Raw genomic sequence first — 20,428 nt, 5'->3', positions numbered from 1 at the left:
ACTGGATTTTCGTTCGATAACTTTCGACTTTTATCCGCCATATCCAACCATTTTTTACCCTTTTTCCGCCAGCATATTTTCAATAAAAATGCCGTATCCGCTGGCCGCATCCTGTACAAACACATGAGTTACAGCCCCCACGATCTTTTTGTTCTGGATCACCGGACTGCCACTCATCCCCTGCACGATCCCTCCGGTTGCCGCAAGAAGCTTTGGATCTGTCACATGGATCACAAAACTCTTATTACTGTCCTGATGATTCATGTCTATTTTTGTAATTTCTGCTGCATATTCTTTTACCTGTCCGTTTACACTGCATAAAACAGATGCCGGACCTGTTTCCATTTCCTGTTTGTAGCCAATTTTCATTTCTTTTAAAGCAATTCCGTCCCCACCTAAGCTTTGATATTTTCCGTAAATCCCATTTGCCGTATTTTTTGTAATAGAGCCCAGCACATTTCCCACATTATAGCGAATTAATCCAGACAATTCACCAGGATTGCCTTTACTTCCCTTCTGAATGCCCAGTATCTGGGTTTTGTATAAAGAACCGCCTGTAATAGACAATAGCTCTCCAGTATCCACATCACTGATTCCATGTCCCAGTGCTCCGTAATTTCCTGCTGCGTCCACATAGGTCAGAGTACCAATACCCTGAGTGTCATCTCTTACCCAGATTCCAAGCTTGTAATCTCCTGTCTGATCTTCCACAGGCATCAAAGATACCTTTATCTTTTTCCCCTGTCTGTTCAGGGTAAGGCTCACTTCCTTCCCGTCAGTTTTTTTCAGATCCTTTATCAGTTCCTTTTTGCAGGATACTTTTTGTTGATTAAAAGCAACAATATAATCTCCCGGCTTTACAAGATCCTCAGCAGGCGTTATCTGTTTTCCGTCCCTGGAAAGAATTTCCCCTGTATCAATGATCAGTACCCCTTCTGTTTTCATATACATACCTACTGTACTTCCGCTTACCAAAAGGCTGGTGCTTTCTGCTGGTATTACCTTCACATCCTTAAAAGGGATCAGGCCAAATAAACGACAGGGCAAAAAATAAGCCCCATCCCCGGAAACAGGCACTGTGTCTTCAAATGTAACAAAGGGACGGGCCAGCATTGCAGACACGTCCTGATCCTTCCCTTTTTCCACATGGATCTCATCCGGTATTTTCAGGTTCAGGTATCTTATACCCAGGATTCCTATCACCAGCAGATCCAGCCCAAGACACCATAAAAGGAAACGTCTGTATCTTTTCTTTGGATTCATTTTTGTCACATCCTTTTCCTTTGTATTTATCATCTTCTATCAAAAAAGAGAGAAAAGCCGGATACCTGCTCCGGTCATTCCTCTCTTAGTATGTGATGAATCTTTTATTTCAGTCTTGTATTTTTATGTACCAGTGCCAATTCTTTCATTTCCCTTGCATTTTCCAGCACTGCATCTGTGATCCTTGCACCGCCCAGAAGCCTTGCAAGCTCCCGGATAGAATCTTCACCTTCTAGCGTATGGATCTGGGTGATCATTTCATTATTTTCCACATGTTTTTCGATTTCAAAATGGGTATCTGCCATTGCAGCGATCTGAGGAAGATGAGTAATGCAGATCACCTGATGATGTCTGCCGATCACTGCCATTTTTTCGGATACTTTCTGAGCAGTCCTTCCGCTGATACCAGTATCGATCTCGTCAAAAATAAGAGTCTCAATCTGATCTTTATCTGCCAGGATCGCTTTCAGTGCAAGCATGATCCTTGACAATTCACCACCGGATACGATCTTGCCAAGCGGTTTCCTGCTTTCTCCCGGATTGGTAGATATTTCATATTCAATAACATCATATCCTGCAGCTGTACAGCTTCTGGCTTGTTTGAAGGAAATGGCAAAATCCACATTGGCAAAATTAAGATCCTGCAATCCCTGGATCACTTTTGCTTCCAGCTGTCTGCTATATTCTTTCCTGATTTTTGATAATTCATCCCCATTTTTTTGGAGAACTTTTTCACACTGACAAAGTTTTTCTTTTGCTTCCTGATAAAGCTGGTCATATTGTTGTATTTTTTCCAGTTTTTCCATTTGCTGCTTCTGATATTCCAGGATCTTTCCTATGCTTTGACCATATTTTGCTTTCAGCCCATTGATCTGATCCAGTCTGCGTTCTGTCTGTTCAAAGGTTTCCTGGTCAAAGACCATATCCTCCATATAAGAAGACAGCTCCCGGTTAAAATCGTTCAGCAGACTGTCTACTTCTCCCAGCGAACTTTCCAGTCCAGCCAGTTCTTCATCATATTCTGAGACTCTGGACAATTCCCTGAGTGCTTCTCCTACCAGATCTCCTGCACTGCTTCCTTCATATCCGGTAAAGCCTCTCACAGCCTGCAGAGCATCCACGATCTTTCGTCCATTGGACAATTTGCGGTATGTCTTTTCCAGTTCCTCGTCTTCTCCCTCCCTAAGAACGGCCTTTTCGATTTCCCGGACTTCAAATTCAAGAAAAGCAGACTCTCTGTTTCTCTGTTCCTCATCCATGTTAAAGGCCTGAAGCTCTTTCTCGCATTTACGATATTCTTTATAAGCCTTTTCTACTTTTTCTTTTACTGGCTGTATTTTTTCTTTTCCATAGATGTCCAGGATCTCCAGCTGTTTATCCGGATACAGAAGAGACTGGTGCTCATGCTGGCCATGAATGTCGATCAGGCAGGCTGCTGCTGCCTTCATCTGGGATACTGTGCAAACTTCCCCATTAATCTTGCTGATGCTCCGGCCTTCCATAATCTTCCTTGACAGAAGTACCTGACCATCCTGTGGATAAATATCCATAGATTCCAACGCCTGTTTTGCTTTTGTATTTTCAACTTGGAATAAAAGCTCCACCAGGCCGTAGGATGCATTCTCACGAATCATCCCCCTGGAAGTCTTGCCTCCCAGGATCAGCTGTATGGAGCCTAAAAGAATGGATTTTCCGGCGCCCGTCTCACCAGTAAGGATATTCAGCCCAGGGCCAAATTCCACTTCTATTTCTTCGATCAGTGCAAGGTTTTTTACGTGCAGATGAACCAGCACAAAAGCCACCTCCTTATTTTATGCAAAACGCTGTCTTAACTTCCTACAATCTCATTCAGCTTCTTTACCACACTTACTGCCTGCTCAGATGTCTTGCAGGCACATATAATAGTATCATCTCCGGCTATACACCCAAGGATCTCCGGCCATTTCAATGCATCCAGCGCTGTAGCCACAGCCATGGCCATACCTGTAACTGTCTTTACCACTACCAGATTTTGTCCAGTATCCATGGAGTTCACTGCATCTTTCAGCACTCTGGAATACTTATCTCCAAGCTCTGAAGAACCGTGATCCAGGATCGCATAACGGGATTTACCATCCTTTACCGTTACCTTTGTAAGCTTCAATGCCCGTATATCTCTGGATACTGTAGCCTGCGTCACTTTAAAGCCTGCCTGATTAAGCCTGGCAGCCAGTTCTTCCTGAGTATCTATATCATATTGCCGGATCAATTCGATAATTTTTTCATGTCTTGCTAATTTCAATTTTCATCCTCCCTGATCCAGATGCTGTATCCTTTCCAACTATTTTCGTAACTGTTCAATACCCTTACAGTTACGAAACAAAAATCATCTTTAATTCTTAACTGTCTCGCATCTTCTGACGGATCACTTCCACAAAACTCAAATGGTTTAGTTTCAGGATCTTTGTCTTTTCCTCTGCCCTGCGAATCACGATCCGGTCACCAGTAACTAAATGGATCACCGCATCACCATCAAAAGCGGCAACTGCCTTTTCCTGATCCTCATGCCTTCCCTTCCCAACTTCCACAGTAATCACATCTTCTGCTGGAAATACAATGCTTCTTGAATTAAGTGTGTGAGGAGCAATGGGTGTCATGATGATCATGGTGCCGCTTGGAGATACAATAGGGCCGCCTACAGACAGGCTGTATCCTGTAGACCCGGTAGGTGTGGACAATATGATACCATCCGCATTGTAGGAATTCAGATATTCATTATTTACGAAATTCTTGAAACGTACAACCCTTAAAGGCCCTTCCCTGCCGATCACAATATCATTCAGTGCCAGATCACTGCCGATCACCTGATTGCCTCTGTATACAGTACCGGACAGCATCATCCGTTCTTCTACCTCATAGTCTCCACGCATCAGCTTGTCAAGAGCCTGATACACAGACTGTCTGTCTACCTCTGCCAGAAATCCAAGTGTACCTAGATTGATGCCCAGAAGGGGAATCCTGCAATGAACCACATCCCTGGCGGCCTGAAGCAAAGTACCGTCTCCTCCCAGCACGATCACACACTGGGTATCCTCAGGGATCTTCTCCGGATCAGTATAATGATAGGGTCCATCCTGCTTCCGTTTTGCCATCTGCACCTGACAGGCCTTTCCATGACTTTTCAGATAGGATACGATCATGTCTGTAAAAGACTGATCCTGATCTTTTTCACTGTTTGTGATCACATAAAACTTATCCATTTGATCCACCTATTTCCTGTCCAGCATACCATGGGCTTCTTCTACTATAGACTCTACCGTGGTCTGCAGCTGATCTGTGACCAGGACTCCTTCCGGACGCTTTTGCAGATGAAGCAGATATTCTATATTTCCCTCCGGTCCCTTGATTGGTGAAAAGGACAGATGGCATGGCTCCAAACCAATCCCCATGGCAAAATCACGAACCTTTTCGATCACTTCTCTGTGAACCTGCGGATCGCGGACAACTCCTTTTTTGCCTACCTTTTCTCTGCCAGCCTCAAACTGAGGCTTGATCAGGCATACGATCTCTCCATCTTCTTTCAGAAGCTGCCGTACCGGCGGCAGTACCTTTGTCAATGAAATAAAGGACACATCAATCGAAGAAAAATCAGCAGCCTCTCCCAGATCCTCTGGAACCACATAACGAATATTGGTTTTTTCCATGCAGACCACTCTTGGATCATTGCGAAGCTTCCAATCCAGCTGACCATATCCTACATCAATGGAAAATACACGGACAGCCCCGTTTTGAAGCATACAGTCTGTAAAACCTCCTGTGGATGCTCCAACATCCATACATACCTTTCCGTCCAGATGAATGTCAAAATTCTTCATGGCCTTTTCCAGTTTCAAACCGCCTCTGCTTACATAGGGTAATGTATTTCTACGCATCTCGATCTTTACGCCTTCTCCGAACATGGATCCGGCTTTATCTTCTTTTTGTCCGTCTACATACACATCTCCGGACATAATATATGCTTTTGCTTTCTCTCTGGAAGAAGCAAGTCCATGCTCTACCAATAAAATATCCAGTCTTTTTTTCATATTATGAAATCCCCGTTTCTACTGTCTGTGCGATCTCTGCTGCAGAAAGTCCGACCTTGCACCGAAGGCTGTCAATACTGCCCTGAGGCACAAATCTGTCCCAGATAGCAATGGGTATCACCCTGCATCCCGGATGGCATGCTTCCATATAGGCACATACATGCTCTCCAAAACCTCCGCTTTTTACATTTTCTTCTACGGTAACAAACAGCTGATGGTCTTCTGCCAGTTCATCCAATAAGGCTGTATCCAAAGGCTTTATAAACCTGGCATTTACAAATGTGGGATCTATTCCCTGTTCTTTCAGAAGCTTTACTGCATCCTGACAAACAGACACCATGCTGCCAACTGCCAGTATGGCTGCCTTTTTCCCTTTGGAAAGGATTTCTGCCTTTCCACGGAGGATCGGTGCCTGAAACTGCTGAAACTCTGTACATGCTGTTCCTTTGGGATAACGGATGGCATACGGTCCGTCTCCATTTACTGCTGCTTCCAGCATAGCTTCCAGCTCCCAGTCATTTTTTGGTGCCATTACTGTCATCCCTGGCATCATGCTCAGATAAGAAAAGTCAAAATTCCCCTGATGGGTCTCTCCATCTGCGCCGACCAATCCTGCCCGGTCAATGGCAAATATTACATGAAGCTTCTGCATACACACATCATGAAGGATCTGATCCACTGCCCTTTGAAGGAAGGAAGAATACACCGCCACCACAGGAATGATCCCTCCTAGGGCCAATCCTGCTGCAAAAGTGACTGCATGCTCTTCTGCGATCCCCACATCAAAAAAGCGGTCAGGAAATGCCTGCTGAAATGCTTTCAGTCCGGTTCCCTCCGGCATAGCTGCCGTAATAGCTGCAAGCTTTGTATTTTCTTCTCCAAGCCGGACCATTCCTTTGGCAAATACATCTGTATAGGTAGGTGCTTCTTTCACAGTCAGGGGTTTTCCTGTCTGTATATCAAAAGGTCCCGTACCGTGGAACCTGTCCGGATAGGTACTTGCAGGCTTGTATCCTCTGCCCTTTTCCGTGATCACATGTACTACAACTGCCCCTTCCACCCTTTTAGCTTCATTGAACAGCTTCATCATCTGCCGCATATTGTGGCCATCCACAGGTCCCAAATAGGTAAGTCCCATATTTTCAAACAACATTCCAGGAATAAAAAGCTGTTTGATACTGCTTTTGGTACGGCGGACAGCATCTACCATAGCTGTTCCCACTTTAGGAATCTTTTTGACCGCTTTTGTAACTCCTATCTTCATTCCTGTATAAGCCTCTGCTGTACGCAAAGCACTTAAATACGTAGACATTCCACCAACATTCTTTGAAATGGACATATTATTGTCATTGATCACAATAATAAAATTCGTATCCAGTTCCGCTGCATTATTCAATGCCTCGTAAGCCATACCGCCGGTAAGTGCCCCATCTCCGATCACAGACACCACATGGTTCTTCCTGCCCAAAAGATCCCTGGCCCGAACATAGCCAAGTCCTGCAGATATGGAATTGGAGCTGTGTCCTGCATCAAAAGCATCACAGTCACTTTCCGCTCTCTTAGGAAACCCGCTTAAACCGCCTTCTTTACGAAGAGTGGCAAATGCATCCTTTCTTCCTGTAAGGATCTTGTGGGTATAAGCCTGATGTCCCACATCCCAAATCAGCTTGTCCTCTGGGAAATCCAACACATTATGAATTGCAAGGGTAAGTTCTACTGCTCCCAGGTTTGATGCCAGATGGCCACCGGTTCTGCTTACAGATTCAATAAGAAACTGACGGATTTCATCCGCCAGCTGCGGAAAATCAGCAAGTGCAATCTTATGAATGTCATTTGGCTTATTTATCTTTTCCAGAAACATCCGTATCCTTCTTTCACTTCCTGCGTCCCACCAGTTCCCTTACCAGTGTATCCAGGAATTCATTTTTTCGACCCAGGCTATCCAAAAGAGCTACTGCCTCCCCGGATAAGTCTGCTACACGCTCTGAGGCTTTACTGATCCCCATAAGTGTTACATATGTAGTCTTGTTGTTTTTCTCATCACTATGTACCGGTTTGCCCAGTTCTTCCTGGGAACTGGTAACATCCAGAATGTCATCCCTGATCTGAAAAGCCAGGCCTATGTTCTTTGCAGCCTGGTCGATCACTGCCAGTTCTCTTTCATCTGCTCCTGCCAAAACTGCTCCTGTCAGCATAGAAGCCTGAATCAGCGCAGAAGTTTTGTTCTCATATATATAATCAAGTATTTCCCTTGAAACAGGATTGCCATCATTCTCCACGTCTACACTCTGTCCCCCAAGCATCCCGTACAAGCCGGTATTATGGGTCATGATCTCCATAGCGCGGATCACAGCCTGTGGTCTTTCGGTAAGGGCAAATGCCTTCAGCATAGTCTCATATGCATAATTCAGAAGAGCGACTCCGCTTAAAACTCCCATAGCTTCCCCATACACTTTATGGGTAGTAAGTCGGCCCCTGCGGTAATCATCATTATCCAGTGCAGGAAGATCATCATGTACCAGGGAATGGGTGTGGATCATCTCAATCGCAGCCATAAAAGGCTCTGCCACATGCCCGCTTCCGCTAAACAGTCGAAATGTTTCACCAAGAAGTATGGGGCGAAGCCTTTTTCCCCCTGAGCATACGCTGTAATTCATAGCCTCTGCCAGATGAGCGGCAAAACCTTCCTCCTTCGGCAGATATCTGCAGATTATCTCTTCTGCTTCTTTTGTTTTTTCCTGTAATTCACTTTGAAAATTCACTGAATGTCCCATCCTCATTGATCTGCAGCATTTTTTTCTCTACTGTGTCCAGTTTCTCGCTGCAATACTTTAACAATTCCATTCCTTTTTTATACAGGGCAAAGGATTCCTCCAGGGATGTTTCCTGATCCTCCAGCCTGTCTGCCAGTCTGTCGAGTTCCTGAAAAGCAGTCTCCACAGACAATTCATCCTGTTGTTCTGTTACTTCAGCCATGGCCCCTCCTTATTTGTACCTATTACCTCTGTCTCAACCCTTCCATCTGTGACAGCGATAAACAGCCTGTCCTTTTCTCTGATACCTTCAATGCTGGTAACTGCATGTCCCTGGATATCCGTTACATAGGAATATCCCTGATTCAGTTTCCGAAGGGGCGACAGGCCTGCATACTTCTCCAGATATAACGCAAGAAGATTCCGTTTCTCACGGAGTTTTGCCTCCATTCCTTTATAAAGCCGCTCTTCCATATCAGCTGCATACTGCTGTCTGTCCCGCAGCCTTCCCTGTGGATTCAAATACTGCATCCGTACCTGATACTGATCAAGCCTGCTCTTAAGCAGCTGCAGTTTGCCCCACATGGCACGATGCAGCCGTTCCCTGCTGGAATCGACTGCGTCCACAATACTCTTATAATCAAACACTGCCAGTTCTGCAGCGGCAGACGGAGTAGGTGCCCGCAGGTCTGCCACAAAATCAGCAATGGTAAAATCTGTCTCATGACCTACCGCTGAGATCACGGGAGTTTGACACTCAAAAATAGCTCTGGCAACCCTTTCATCATTAAAGGCCCACAGATCCTCTATGGATCCGCCACCCCTGCCTACAATGATCACATCCAGATCCAGCCCGTCCAGGATCCGGATCCCTTTCATAATACTTTCCGGAGCTCCTTCCCCCTGCACAAGAGCCGGGTACAAAACGATCTGCAGATATGGATTGCGCCGCAGGGAAATGTTACGGATATCCTGTACTGCAGCCCCTGTTGGTGCAGTCACAACTCCCAGGCGCTTTACAAATCTGGGAATCTCCTGCTTGTATTCCTGAGCAAACATGCCCATCTCTTCCAGTTCCTGCTTCAGAAGCAGAAATCTGCGATACAGATCACCTGCTCCTTCCAAAGTGATCTCCCTGGCATACATCTGATACCTGCCATCACGCTGATAAACATCAATAGTACCGGCTACCACAACCTGATCTCCATCCTTCATACGGAACGCCAGGCCTTTTCTCTGACCTGCAAACATCACACAGGAAAGGGTGCCTGTCTCATCCTTCAGGGAAAAATAGATATGTCCGCTGGTATGGTACTTACAGTTGGATACTTCTCCCTTAACCTGAAGCTTCTGAAGGAAGTAATCCTGGGTAAACATATTACGCACATAGCTGTTTACCTGTCCTACAGAGTATATATTATTCATTCGCCAGCTTACCAAGGATACCGTTCACAAAAGAACCTGAGGCTTCCCCGCCAAAGCGCTTGGCCAGCTCCACTGCCTCATTAATGGCAACCCCTGTAGGAACATCCGGGTCATACTTGATCTCATAAACAGCCAGTCTTAAAGCTGTAAGATCCACACGGTTCATTCGCTTTGTCTTCCATCCATGGCTTGTCTCATTCAGCTGTCTGTCAATATCCTCCAAATGCTCCAGTACATGATTATATTTCTCCCGGATATACTCCAGATCCTTCTCTTCTCCTTCAGCAAGGCCTTCAAAATAAAGCTGCACCTGCTCTCCCATCTCGTCCTGGGAATTAAACTGGGTCATAAACAGAAGTTTAAAAATATGTTCTCTTAGTTCCCTTCTTCGCATAATATCCTCCCGCAATCTAAAAAAGGAAAGCCTTACTTTCCTTTTTCATTCTCCATATCTACGCTGGCAATGTGGATATTCACATCTGCCACTTCAAGCCCGGTCATATTCTCGATGGAAGACTTAACCTTTTCCTGGACTGTCTTGCTTGTCTCCAGGATATTCTTGCCATACTGGATATTCAGGGTAAGATCTACACGTACAATCCCATCCAGTACTTCCACCTTTACGCCTTTGGAAAGACTCTTCATCCCAAGCTTGCTTACCAGCTCATTCGTAATATTCCCGGCCATGGAAGCAACTCCGTCAACCTCTGTAGCTGCCAGACCGGCAATGATCGCAACTACTTCGTCTGCAATATTCACTTCACCAATGCCGCCAAGATCCTGTATTTTATATGTTGTTCTCTTTTCAGCCATATGATAACCCTCCTAAGGTGTTATATTCAGTTACCTGTAATTATATCAAATCACCCAATAAATGAAAAGGGTTATTTGCTGAATTCCGTCAATATTAAATCCGGATTTCTGTCCTGTGTCATTCCCACACTCCACGGATTTACAAAGAGAAGAAGCGGATTTCCCTTAAGATCTGTTACTTTCTTCATATCTGAAGTACCGGTAATACTGTCCACATCTACTTTGTCTTTATTGGCGATCCACCGGATATGCTCATAAGGAAGATTCTCCAGACGAATCTCCACATTATACTCATTCTCCAGGCGGAATTTCAGCACATCAAACTGAAGCACACCAACAACTCCCACAATAATCTCTTCCATGTTTCCAAACAACTCCTGGAAAATCTGGATCGCTCCTTCATGGGCAATCTGTGTAATCCCCTTTACAAACTGCTTTCTCTTCATGGTGTCCAAAAGGCGCACTCTCGCAAAATGCTCCGGTGCAAAGGTAGGAATCCCTTCAAAAGCAAATTTCTTGCCAGGCACACAAATAGTATCTCCGATAGAAAAAATACCAGGATCAAACACACCGATAATATCTCCTGCATAAGCTTCATCCACCACATGTCTTGACTCTGCCATCATTTGCTGTGGCTGAAGAAGACGCATCTTCTTTTCTCCCTGTACATGATATACCTCCTGGGAGGCATCAAACTTACCGGAACAGATCCTCATAAAAGCGATTCTGTCTCTGTGCGCTTTATTCATATTTGCCTGGATCTTAAATACAAAGGCAGAAAAATCATCTGACATAGGATCCACCAGTCCTGCATCTGACATTCTTGGAAGAGGAGAAGTGGTCATCGCCAGGAAATGCTCCAGAAATGTTTCCACACCAAAGTTGGTAAGTGCAGATCCGAAAAATACAGGGGTTAATTCTCCCTTGCTTACAAGCTCCTGATCAAAATCAGCACTTGCACCATCAAGAAGTTCAATTTCTTCAAGAAGCTGCTCTTTCTGTTCCGGATCCATTACCTGATCTGCTCTTGGATCCTGAAGCGGTATCTCCTCAATATGGCCTTCCTTTGTTCCTTTCTGAGTATCAGAAAACGTAAGGATCTTCTCTGTATTCCGGTCATAAACACCACGGAATTTTTTACCGGAACCAATGGGCCAGTTGATGGGACAGGTTGCAATCCCCAGTTCCTTCTCGATCTCATCCAGAAGATCAAATGTATCATTGGCATCCCTGTCCATCTTATTGATAAAAGTAAAAATAGGAATGTGTCTCATAACACATACCTTAAACAGCTTTCTGGTCTGTGCCTCCACACCTTTGGAACCATCAATGACCATAACTGCAGAATCTGCGGCCATTAATGTTCTGTAAGTATCCTCAGAGAAATCCTGATGTCCCGGCGTATCCAGAATGTTAATACAATATCCATCATAATGAAACTGAAGTACAGAAGATGTAACAGAAATACCTCGTTCCTTTTCGATCTCCATCCAGTCTGAAACTGCATGACGGGCCGTTGCCTTGCCTTTAACACTTCCGGCCAGATTAATGGCTCCGCCATACAGCAAAAACTTCTCCGTCAGCGTGGTCTTACCAGCATCCGGATGTGAAATAATAGCAAAGGTCCTTCTTTTTTCTATTTCTTTCGTATATTTTGACACAGTATGCCTCCTGCAAAATGTTCTGTCATAAATAGGTTTCCCATAATAACTCATAAACATTCCTATTCTAGTATACAGAAAGCTTTCCTGTCAAGGGAATTTCCTCAGTAAGGGGCTATGTTAGTCATAGATTCCATCCGTTTCAACCAGATCATCGCTTTTTGCATTCCCTGCTGATGTTTCTTCTGCCTCCTGGTCTGGTATCTGGCTGATTCCCGCATCCTTATTGCCGCTTTCCTCAGCGCTCTGGCTTAAAGGAGTGATCACAATATTTTCCGGTGCGATCCCTGTCTTTCGTTTTACAATATCCTCGATCTGCGCTCTTCTGGCATCATCCAGATCTGTATCCGGCACTACGATATCCGCAGTTTCTCCTGTAAGATTTACAATCACATTCTCAAAGCCTTTGGCTGAAAGAAGCAGTTCTGCTGCCGCCTCTTTTTCCGTCAGTTCAGTGACAGATACCATGGTATTAATAGCTTCCTGCTTCTGCTCCTCTCCAATGTCCTGGTTGTTGATAATATCCTGAAGATCTGCTTTATTCTGGGAACGGATCTGCTCTCTGGAAAGCTTTGCCTGGGCAGCAAAACCGGATGCCCCTGTAAGTACGGCTTCTCCCGGAGCAGTCACATCCTCCGTATCTCCGGTGCCATCTGCCCCGTTCTCATCCAGAAGGGCTGTTTCATCTGTCAGGTCATAATCCACATCTTCAAGGATACTGCTGCTGGCCTCCTGATCCTTAAAGCCCAGATCCACATCCGCAAAATTAAGATAGCCTGCTGCTGCGATCAGAATTGCCAGGGAGGTGATGATCACCTGATTCTTTTTTAAACCTTTTTTCACTTTGCCTCTCCTTATATCATTTTTATTACTTTAATTCTATGGGCTTCCACCTGAAATAATGCCATCACAGCCTGCTGAATCTCTCGTACTGTCACCGGATCATCAGCTCCCTGGGCAGCGATCAGCACTCCTGTGATCAATTCGCTGTTATCATTGCCAAAGCCAAAGGTGCTTTTTTCATTTCCTGTCATAAGCATGACTTGTACCTTTCCCACGCCTTCCACGCCGGAAAGCACCTGCTGAAGCCTTTGTTCCAGAGCAGAGGCATTCCCCTGCTCCTGTATCTCTTCCCTGGCAGCATTTCCCACACGATTATCCGATCCAGTCTTTTTTTCAGTAGGAACTGCTATCACCCCCAGAAGAAGTCCCACCAGAAAAAGTGTGATCCACTGTGTCCGGTTTATTTTTTTTAACCTGGATCTGGCAGTTTCCAGCAAGGATCCCCCATTGTCCCAAAAGCTCATCCTTCAGCCTCCTCTCCAGTTCCTGATCCGGTTCTGATTGCAGATACAGCACGGCTTTTATGTTTTCTCCCTCTATTAGTACTTCCACCTTTTCAACTTTCATGTTCTTTTTCATTAAATCTTCTGCTATCTCTTCTTCCAGCTGTTGTTCAAGGCTTTTCCATATAAACATTTTCTGCAGATTTTCCCCTTCCTGTACTTTTCGCTCCTCTTCTTTCTTGTCATACAAAATCTGAAAGCTTTCTCCTAATTCTTCTGCCTTTCCAAACAAAGTGAATACAGGAATCAGAAGTATCAGGATCAGCAGCAGTCCCATAAAAAAACGTACATATTTTTCATATTTTCCTGCTGGCACCAGATGAAGCACCATTGTAAAAAGGAGATAAAAAACAGCCAGGTTTTTGATCCAGGCATACAGATTTTCTTTCATCCGCCTCCTCCAAAGCTTAATGTAAGGATAATAAACATAAGCATACACAACACTTCAGCTGTAAGGAGGATCCTAAGAAGCAATCCGCAGCCTTCTCCCATAGTAGTCAACGCACCTACGATCCTTTTATCAGCTACAGGCTGGGCAAGGGCTGCCAGGAAACGATATGCAAGACTTAAAAAGCCATAATGCAATACAGGTGCAGCAGCTGTGACCAAAAGAGCCAGAAGAGCTGCCACACCTACACAGTTTCTTACCAGTACACCCGTTGTAACCACCAGTTCTGTAACTGTATTTACCGCATTTCCTATACCAGGTATCGCACTAGCAGTTTTTCCAAGAGCGGTCCGTTTCAGTGAATCCATCACCGGTGCCACCATTCCTTTTACAATCTGCAGTCCTGTTACGATTCCAAGCAGGCTTTTCATTCCCCATCGGATCAGACTTTCCAGAAGATCTGCCAGCTTGCTGAGCATGCTTTCTTTTGTCAGATGATTTACCAAACATAACAGAATGTACAGATTTACACCTGGCAGTAAAAATGCAGTCAGGATCCACTGGATCATCCAGGTCAGCATAAGGATTCCCTGATAAAAAACAGCTGCTGTGGCAGCTCCGGTGGAGGCCGCTACTGTCATAAAATAAGCTGGTGTAAGAACCTTCATAAAATCACAGATCCACCCAAGGCTTCCGGAAAGATTACAGGACAACTGTGCAAAGGAATTCATGATCATAATAAACAGCAGAAGATATAGCATATAAAATGTGATTTCTACAGCCTGTCCGTCTTCAAATACTGCTGACAGATTTGTAAGAAACGCTGTTCCAAGGATCAGAAGCAGGATTCTGAGCAAAGTGTCTTTTTCTCCTTTTACAAGGTTAAAAAAAAGGCCCTGCAGAAATCCCTGCAACACCTCTTTTGAAACTTCCTGGTTCCCGCTTAGTATTTTTTTTACTGCATCTGCAAAAGAAAATTCCCCTTTGCCCAGTGCCTGATCCAGCATCTTCTGAATCCCTTCAAAGTCCATCTGACCAATAAGCTGCTCCTGTACAAAATCATCACCTGAAGCCATTGTCTCTCCCTGGGCGCAGTCTGTCCAGGCCAAAAAGACAAAGCATATAGCCAGCCATTTTATCATCTTTTTTTTCATATCAGAAAACTCTCAACTGTTTCCAGCAAAGCCATAAGTACAGGAATACACAAAACCAGCACAGACAGTCTGCAAAATAATTCAATCTGCACACCGGTTGCCTGATATCCTGCATCCTTACAGATCCCGGACGAAAACTGTCCAATGTAGGTGATCCCCATCATTTTTATCAGGGTCAGAAAATAGCTTCCATCCACAGGCAGACTTTCACTGATCTGATCCAGTGCCTGAAACAGATAGGCAATTTTTCCTACAGCCAGGCCAAGGATCGTAAGCCCAATACCAAGGGTGATAAAGCAGGTATATTCCGGCCTTGTGCCCTTCATAAGAAATCCCAGTATTACACCACATACTCCAAGAAGAGAAATCTTGATAATATCCATGGATATCTGCCTCCTGCTGACTTTATAGTCTGTAACTGTTCAGTATTTTTCCAGAAACAAACTGCTGGACAGTTACTAAAGTTCAAACAATTGCCGGATACTGTCAAACAGTTCATATATATAAGGTACGATCCAGAATAAAACAACCAGAAGTCCTGCCAGGCTAACCAGAAATGCCTGTTCATCCCTGCCGCTGTGCTTCAGCACCTGGGACAGCACGGAGACCAGGATCCCAACTGCAGCAATTTTAAAAATAATACTGACCTCCAAGGTCTCCTCCTTTCATTCCCTCTACCAGACCAGCACTGCTGCCAGAAGCCCTCCAAGCAGTCCAAGACTCTGATACACTTTCTTTTTTGCAGGAATCTGTGCCCGCACTTCCTGAATGTGCTGTATCAGATTGCTTTCATACAATTCAAGCTGCCTGCATTGCATTTCCACATCCAGATATCCCAGCCTGCTGCCAAGAATCAGAAATTCTTCCTGCTCTTCCCGGGTCAGTTCCAGTCTTCCCAGATACTGTTCCCCACATTCTGCAAAAATCTGTGCAAATGTCTTTTCAGTATTTTGCGCCAGTTCCCTGCTTACTGCCAGAAAAAAGCCCCTGTATTCCCCGGAAAGCTTATTCGCTCCATCTGCAAAAGCCTCTTTTAGAGACAATCTTCCGTAGCGTATCTCACCCTTTAGATAAACCGTCATCTGCATACACATATTCAGTGCTTCCAGTCTTTGAGTAAGACGGCAGGAACCGGAAAAGCCCAATCCTACACCTGCCAGAACCATCAGAATCAATCCTGCATCTTTCAGCATAAATTTCCATTCCTGTCATATATTCCCTGGATCATGCCTGCATGTTCCCCTGTGCCAAGAAGAATATATCTCTGAAAAACCCGGTCTTTCCACAATTTCCGGAATAAAGGCTGCTCCAGCACATCCTCCATGGAATCGCCGTGAGCAGTGGCGATCAGTTTACAGCCACAATGGATCACAGACTCAACTGCCTTATAATCGTCTTCTTTTCCCAGCTCGTCCACTGCTACAACAGAAGGTGACATAGAGCGGATCAGCATCTGCATTCCCTCTACTTTGGGACATCCGTCCAGGATATCAGTTCTTGGTCCCAGATCATTCTGAGGAATCCCCTGATAACAGCCTGCCAGTTCACTTCGTTCATCCACCACACCAACGGTCAGTCCAGGTATACCTTCCCTGCCATTACTTAACTGTCGTATAATATCTCTTAACAAAGTTGTTTTTCCGCATCTTGGCGGCGAAACGATCAATGTATGTGCCACCCAGGTATTCTTCTGGATATAAGGCATGACCGGATCAGCACACCCAAGTACCTGGTGTGCCAGCCGTACATTAATACAGGAAATATATTTCATCCCACGGATCTGATTTCCGTCCAGGATCACTTTTCCTGTTACTCCTACCCTGTGTCCACCCTGTACACTTAAAAATCCCTGCCGGATCTCATCCTCATAAGCATACAGCGAATATCCGCTGACGTGCTCCATAGTTTCTTTAAGATCCTCACGGGTAACCAGGTACTGTTCTTCTCCCTGTTTTCGCAGGAAACATTCTCCACCGTCATAGGAAACAAATAAGGGTCTTCCCACACGCAGCCGGATCTCATACAATTTTTCATAATCCAGTCTGGCATCTACAAGCAGCCTTCGGATATTTCCAGGAAACAGGTTCTGTATCTGATTTGCGTCTATTTTCTATCACCTCTTTAACAATAACAATATATGCAGGTCTTTTGCTTTTAGTACCTGCTTTTCTCCTCCAAAAATCCTGCCTCGGCCAGGAATCTGGATGGCTGTCTTTCTTTTTCAAACTGCCTTCGTACATAACACAAAGTCAGTTCCTTTCTCGCTCTGGTAAGCCCTACATAAAAAAGCCGCCTTTCCTCTTCTACAGCTTCTTCCAACACTGCTTTTTTATAAGGCATACTGTCCTCATTCACGTTCATAATTAATACACGGTCATACTCAAGTCCCTTTACCCTGTGAAGGGTGGATAATGTAACACCTTCTTTTTTCCGATCCTGTTTTCTTGCCTGCTCCCTCAGCTTTTCCGTGTATGCTTCCATATACTCTTTCCACTCGTCCAGGTTTTTCATCTGCATGGCAGTTTCCTGGATCCGGTCTGCCGCTTCCATGAATTCTTCCGGCCGGAGCTTTCGAAATGCCGCAAAATCCTGCAGATATTCATCATACTTCATCCCTTTTCTGATAAAATTCACAGCTGCATAAGGAGGCAAGGTTTTCAGTATGCGAAGATGGGTTTCCAGAGTTGTGATCCTGTCACACATCCAGTCTTTATCTTTATAATATGCCTTCAGCTTTTGAAAATCTATATCAGGGGCTTCCAGCGCATCCCTTGCAATATACCGGTTAGGCCTGTTCATGACCTGCAGAAAGTTTTTACGGCTAAGATCTCCTTTTGCCATTTCCTGATAAGTAAGAAAATCACGGCAGATCCAGTGTCTGAACAGGTTAGGAAGCTGTTCTTTCATGGTAAATGGGATCTGATATTCCATCAGAATCCCTACAAGCATCTCTGCTTCCTGATTTGTCCTGAAAAGTACTGCTGTGTCTTCCAGATTTTCTCCTTTTTCCAACCGTTTCTTCAGTTCTGCAGCTAAAGTAAGATAAGCTTCTCTTGGATTTTGAAATTCCCTGATTCCTACCGGTCTGCCGGATTCATTTGGTGTTGTCAGCTTTTTTGCAAACCGTTTCCGGTTATTTCCGATCAACTGCATTGCAGCAGAAAGAATATTGCCGCTGCACCGGTAATTTACATCAAGAAGCACCTGGTCAGCCTTTGGATAATCCTTCTTAAAATTTAGGATGATCTCAGGCCTAGCACCACGGAAGTGATAAATTGACTGGTCATCATCTCCTACAATAAAAAGATTGTCTTCTGGCCTTGCCAGCATCCGTACAATATCGTATTGAAGATGGTTAATATCCTGAAACTCATCAACCATAATGTAACGAAATTTCTTCTGCCATGCCTTAAGAATATCCTGCCTTTGTATAAACAATTCATAGCAGTACAGAAGCATATCATCAAAATCCAGTTTTCGTTTTGCCTGAAGTTTTTTCTTATACCCCTGATAGATCTGTCGGAATACTTCATCTGGACAGCTGGAAGAATAGTAATGCTCCGGAGAAATCCGGTTTCCCTTAATCACACTGATCTCCTTTGCAATATCCTCCAGAAAGTCCCCCTCTCCAGACATATCTTCTCCGTATTCCAGAACCAGTTCTTTTAAGATTCCGTATTTTTCTTCTTCTGTAAGTATATTTCCCGGACCAAGCCCATATGCCTGCTTTAAAATGCCGTAAAACACCCCGTGAAAAGTGCCAAAAGTAACCTGGCTTTTTGTAATGCCCATAAATTCCAGAAAGCGTTCCTGCATTTCTTTTGCAGCAGCCCTGGAAAAGGTCACAACAAGTATGGAAGATGGAGATATCCCCTTCTCCCTGACCATATACGCTGTTCGTTCTACAATCACTGAGGTTTTCCCCGAACCGGGGCCTGCCAGAACCATCATAGGTCCTGACAGGTGGGCGATCGCCCGTTGTTGAGATAGATTTCTTTTCATTCTTTTTTCAGAAGATCATACCTGTGCTGTAACGCTGCTAAGCTTTTCAATGGCAGCCTTTACTCTTTTCAAGGTTTCTTCCTTGCCGATGATCTCCATGATCTCGGTAGCTCCGGCTGGTGTCATCTGCTTTCCAGAAACAGCAGTACGCAGCGGCCACATCACATAACCATTCTTATAGCCTTTTTCTTTTACGAATGCACTTAAAGCTTCATACAGAGGATCGTTGGTATATTCCTCCTGTGCCTCCAGTACTGGCAGAACCTCCTGTAATACCAAAAGTGAAGATTCTTCTGTTGTTTTCATTTTTTTGTGACGGTACATGGAAGCATCATACTCCGGCACGTTCTCAAAGAAATCGATCAGTTCCGGAATATCCGGGAATACTTCGATCCTTGTCTGTACCATTCCTGCGATCCTGTGGAAATCAAAATCTTTGGTCAGCACCTGTTTCATATAAGGAAGTGCTTTCTCATAGAATACTTCCGGATCCATTTTCTTGATATACTCTCCGTTCATCCAGCGAAGCTTGCCCATATCAAATACTGCCGGAGATTTGTTAATATGATGATAATCAAACTTCTCGATCAGCTCCTGTAAGGAGAAGATCTCTTCGTTATCCTGAGGACTCCATCCAAGAAGTGCCACATAATTCACAATTGCCTCTGATACAAAGCCTGCATCCAGAAGATCCTCATAAGAGGAATGCCCTGAACGCTTGGAAAGCTTCGCATGTGTTTCGTCTGTGATCAGCGGACAGTGTACATAAACCGGAATCTCCCAGCCAAAGGCTTCATAAATCCTGTTGTACTTTGGTGCTGAAGAAAGGTATTCATTTCCTCTTACCACATGGGTGATCCCCATTAGATGATCATCTACTACATTTGCAAAATTGTAGGTAGGATATCCGTCAGACTTGATCAGGATCAAATCCTCCAGTTCTTCATTATTTACAGTAATATCTCCATAGATTACATCGTGAAACGTGGTGGTGCCTTCTGTAGGCATATTGAAACGGATCACATGAGGCTCTCCTGCTGCCAGACGGCGCTCCACCTCTTCTTTTGAAAGCCGGAGACAACGTTTGTCATAAATGGAAATCTCCTTACCGGCTACTACACGTTTCATGTTTTCCAGTTCTTCTTTTTTGCAGAAACAATAATATGCATCGCCCTGTTCTACCAGCTGCTGTGCATATTTTAAATACAGTCCTGATGCCTGTCGCTCACTTTGTACATAAGGGCCTACACCCCCATCCTTATCAGGTCCTTCATCATGAAGAAGCCCTGTCTTTTTCAAGGTGCGGTAAATAATATCTACAGCTCCCTCCACATATCTTTCCTGGTCTGTATCCTCTATTCTTAAAATAAAGTCACCACCCTCATGTTTTGCGATCAGGTATGCATATAATGCGGTTCTTAAATTACCCACATGCATCCTTCCTGTAGGGCTTGGTGCAAATCTGGTACGAATCTTACTCATGTTTTTTCTCCTGTTTTCTTAATGATATTGTAACCGCCTGACACTGTGGCTATTTATGCACGCCAAACAGTTACACA

The 20,428-nt window shown here is 44.5% G+C and carries 22 protein-coding genes; all 22 read right to left on the bottom strand.

Translation table 11 applies throughout. The features are described from left to right. Positions 1-54 precede the first annotated feature (54 nt). On the bottom strand, positions 55-1,263 hold the full coding sequence (gene spoIVB, locus OCV61_RS02945; protein ID WP_158420689.1) for a SpoIVB peptidase: 1,209 nt from the start codon (positions 1,261-1,263) through the stop codon (positions 55-57). A gap of 104 nt (positions 1,264-1,367) precedes the next feature. Beyond that, complete coding sequence (recN, locus tag OCV61_RS02940; protein WP_158420598.1) at positions 1,368-3,056, bottom strand: DNA repair protein RecN; 1,689 nt, start codon at positions 3,054-3,056, stop codon at positions 1,368-1,370. Between the two features lie 35 nt (positions 3,057-3,091). After that, positions 3,092-3,544, bottom strand: a complete 453-nt coding sequence (gene argR, locus OCV61_RS02935) for an arginine repressor (RefSeq protein ID WP_158420597.1) — start codon at positions 3,542-3,544, stop codon at positions 3,092-3,094. Positions 3,545-3,641: 97 nt separating this feature from the next. After that, complete coding sequence (locus tag OCV61_RS02930) at positions 3,642-4,502, bottom strand: NAD(+)/NADH kinase (protein ID WP_158420596.1); 861 nt, start codon at positions 4,500-4,502, stop codon at positions 3,642-3,644. A 9-nt stretch (positions 4,503-4,511) separates the two neighbouring features. Further along, the gene (locus OCV61_RS02925; protein ID WP_158420595.1) at positions 4,512-5,327 is read right to left on the bottom strand and encodes a TlyA family RNA methyltransferase; all 816 of its coding nucleotides are present in this window, start codon (positions 5,325-5,327) and stop codon (positions 4,512-4,514) included. Between the two features lies 1 nt (position 5,328). After that, positions 5,329-7,188, bottom strand: a complete 1,860-nt coding sequence (gene dxs / locus OCV61_RS02920; RefSeq protein ID WP_158420594.1) for a 1-deoxy-D-xylulose-5-phosphate synthase — start codon at positions 7,186-7,188, stop codon at positions 5,329-5,331. A gap of 13 nt (positions 7,189-7,201) precedes the next feature. Continuing rightward, positions 7,202-8,089 carry a polyprenyl synthetase family protein gene (locus OCV61_RS02915; protein ID WP_158420688.1) on the bottom strand — a complete coding sequence of 296 codons (888 nt, stop codon included), beginning with the start codon at positions 8,087-8,089 and terminating at the stop codon, positions 7,202-7,204. Continuing rightward, a complete protein-coding gene (gene xseB / locus OCV61_RS02910) occupies positions 8,073-8,303 on the bottom strand; it encodes an exodeoxyribonuclease VII small subunit (protein ID WP_158420593.1) in 231 nt (76 codons plus the stop codon). Before xseB ends, OCV61_RS02915 begins: the two co-directional genes overlap by 17 nt. After that, positions 8,291-9,505: an exodeoxyribonuclease VII large subunit gene (gene xseA / locus OCV61_RS02905; RefSeq protein ID WP_158420592.1), complete on the bottom strand. Its 1,215-nt coding sequence runs from the start codon at positions 9,503-9,505 to the stop codon at positions 8,291-8,293. Before xseA ends, xseB begins: the two co-directional genes overlap by 13 nt. Next, complete coding sequence (gene nusB, locus OCV61_RS02900; RefSeq protein WP_158420591.1) at positions 9,498-9,899, bottom strand: transcription antitermination factor NusB; 402 nt, start codon at positions 9,897-9,899, stop codon at positions 9,498-9,500. Before nusB ends, xseA begins: the two co-directional genes overlap by 8 nt. A 32-nt stretch (positions 9,900-9,931) precedes the next feature. Next, positions 9,932-10,318, bottom strand: coding sequence for an Asp23/Gls24 family envelope stress response protein (locus OCV61_RS02895; protein ID WP_158420590.1), 387 nt, complete (start codon positions 10,316-10,318; stop codon positions 9,932-9,934). 71 nt (positions 10,319-10,389) lie between these two features. After that, entirely contained in the window at positions 10,390-11,979 is a 1,590-nt protein-coding gene (locus OCV61_RS02890; protein WP_158420589.1) for a peptide chain release factor 3, read from the bottom strand. 120 nt (positions 11,980-12,099) lie between these two features. Further along, the gene (locus tag OCV61_RS02885) at positions 12,100-12,822 is read right to left on the bottom strand and encodes a SpoIIIAH-like family protein (protein WP_158420588.1); all 723 of its coding nucleotides are present in this window, start codon (positions 12,820-12,822) and stop codon (positions 12,100-12,102) included. Positions 12,823-12,833: 11 nt separating this feature from the next. After that, positions 12,834-13,175 (bottom strand): hypothetical protein, encoded by a 342-nt coding sequence (locus OCV61_RS02880; RefSeq protein ID WP_173726410.1) that lies wholly within the window; start codon positions 13,173-13,175, stop codon positions 12,834-12,836. Continuing rightward, a complete protein-coding gene (locus OCV61_RS02875) occupies positions 13,156-13,716 on the bottom strand; it encodes a stage III sporulation protein AF (protein ID WP_158420586.1) in 561 nt (186 codons plus the stop codon). Before OCV61_RS02875 ends, OCV61_RS02880 begins: the two co-directional genes overlap by 20 nt. After that, positions 13,713-14,867 carry a stage III sporulation protein AE gene (locus tag OCV61_RS02870; RefSeq protein ID WP_158420585.1) on the bottom strand — a complete coding sequence of 385 codons (1,155 nt, stop codon included), beginning with the start codon at positions 14,865-14,867 and terminating at the stop codon, positions 13,713-13,715. Before OCV61_RS02870 ends, OCV61_RS02875 begins: the two co-directional genes overlap by 4 nt. Further along, the gene (locus tag OCV61_RS02865) at positions 14,864-15,250 is read right to left on the bottom strand and encodes a SpoIIIAC/SpoIIIAD family protein (protein WP_158420584.1); all 387 of its coding nucleotides are present in this window, start codon (positions 15,248-15,250) and stop codon (positions 14,864-14,866) included. The genes OCV61_RS02870 and OCV61_RS02865 overlap by 4 nt, the downstream gene beginning before the upstream one ends. Positions 15,251-15,325: 75 nt before the next feature. Continuing rightward, on the bottom strand, positions 15,326-15,520 hold the full coding sequence (gene spoIIIAC / locus OCV61_RS02860; protein ID WP_158420583.1) for a stage III sporulation protein AC: 195 nt from the start codon (positions 15,518-15,520) through the stop codon (positions 15,326-15,328). A 21-nt stretch (positions 15,521-15,541) separates the two neighbouring features. Continuing rightward, positions 15,542-16,060, bottom strand: coding sequence for a stage III sporulation protein AB (locus OCV61_RS02855; protein WP_158420582.1), 519 nt, complete (start codon positions 16,058-16,060; stop codon positions 15,542-15,544). After that, complete coding sequence (gene spoIIIAA, locus OCV61_RS02850) at positions 16,054-16,974, bottom strand: stage III sporulation protein AA (RefSeq protein ID WP_158420581.1); 921 nt, start codon at positions 16,972-16,974, stop codon at positions 16,054-16,056. Before spoIIIAA ends, OCV61_RS02855 begins: the two co-directional genes overlap by 7 nt. 47 nt (positions 16,975-17,021) lie before the next feature. Beyond that, entirely contained in the window at positions 17,022-18,869 is a 1,848-nt protein-coding gene (locus tag OCV61_RS02845; RefSeq protein ID WP_158420580.1) for an ATP-dependent helicase, read from the bottom strand. A 15-nt stretch (positions 18,870-18,884) separates the two neighbouring features. Beyond that, a complete protein-coding gene (gene gltX / locus OCV61_RS02840; protein WP_158420579.1) occupies positions 18,885-20,351 on the bottom strand; it encodes a glutamate--tRNA ligase in 1,467 nt (488 codons plus the stop codon). Between the last annotated feature and the right edge of the window lie 77 nt (positions 20,352-20,428).

The sequence above is a fragment of the Blautia ammoniilytica genome, assembly GCF_025566965.1.
Lineage (GTDB): Bacteria > Bacillota > Clostridia > Lachnospirales > Lachnospiraceae > Blautia_A > Blautia_A ammoniilytica.
This window is presented reverse-complemented; position numbering and strand designations above follow the sequence as displayed.

Bases quoted from the DNA above. Each gene is read 5' to 3' on its own strand.
- spoIVB (WP_158420689.1), bottom strand. From the start codon at position 1,263: ATGAATCCAAAGAAAAGATACAGACGTTTCCTTTTATGGTGTCTTGGG.
- OCV61_RS02930 (WP_158420596.1), bottom strand. From the start codon at position 4,502: ATGGATAAGTTTTATGTGATCACAAACAGTGAAAAAGATCAGGATCAG.
- OCV61_RS02925 (WP_158420595.1), bottom strand. From the start codon at position 5,327: ATGAAAAAAAGACTGGATATTTTATTGGTAGAGCATGGACTTGCTTCT.
- dxs (WP_158420594.1), bottom strand. From the start codon at position 7,188: ATGTTTCTGGAAAAGATAAATAAGCCAAATGACATTCATAAGATTGCA.
- xseB (WP_158420593.1), bottom strand. From the start codon at position 8,303: ATGGCTGAAGTAACAGAACAACAGGATGAATTGTCTGTGGAGACTGCT.
- xseA (WP_158420592.1), bottom strand. From the start codon at position 9,505: ATGAATAATATATACTCTGTAGGACAGGTAAACAGCTATGTGCGTAAT.
- nusB (WP_158420591.1), bottom strand. From the start codon at position 9,899: ATGCGAAGAAGGGAACTAAGAGAACATATTTTTAAACTTCTGTTTATG.
- OCV61_RS02895 (WP_158420590.1), bottom strand. From the start codon at position 10,318: ATGGCTGAAAAGAGAACAACATATAAAATACAGGATCTTGGCGGCATT.
- OCV61_RS02875 (WP_158420586.1), bottom strand. From the start codon at position 13,716: ATGAAAGAAAATCTGTATGCCTGGATCAAAAACCTGGCTGTTTTTTAT.
- OCV61_RS02870 (WP_158420585.1), bottom strand. From the start codon at position 14,867: ATGAAAAAAAAGATGATAAAATGGCTGGCTATATGCTTTGTCTTTTTG.
- OCV61_RS02865 (WP_158420584.1), bottom strand. From the start codon at position 15,250: ATGGATATTATCAAGATTTCTCTTCTTGGAGTATGTGGTGTAATACTG.
- OCV61_RS02855 (WP_158420582.1), bottom strand. From the start codon at position 16,060: ATGCTGAAAGATGCAGGATTGATTCTGATGGTTCTGGCAGGTGTAGGA.
- OCV61_RS02845 (WP_158420580.1), bottom strand. From the start codon at position 18,869: ATGAAAAGAAATCTATCTCAACAACGGGCGATCGCCCACCTGTCAGGA.
- gltX (WP_158420579.1), bottom strand. From the start codon at position 20,351: ATGAGTAAGATTCGTACCAGATTTGCACCAAGCCCTACAGGAAGGATG.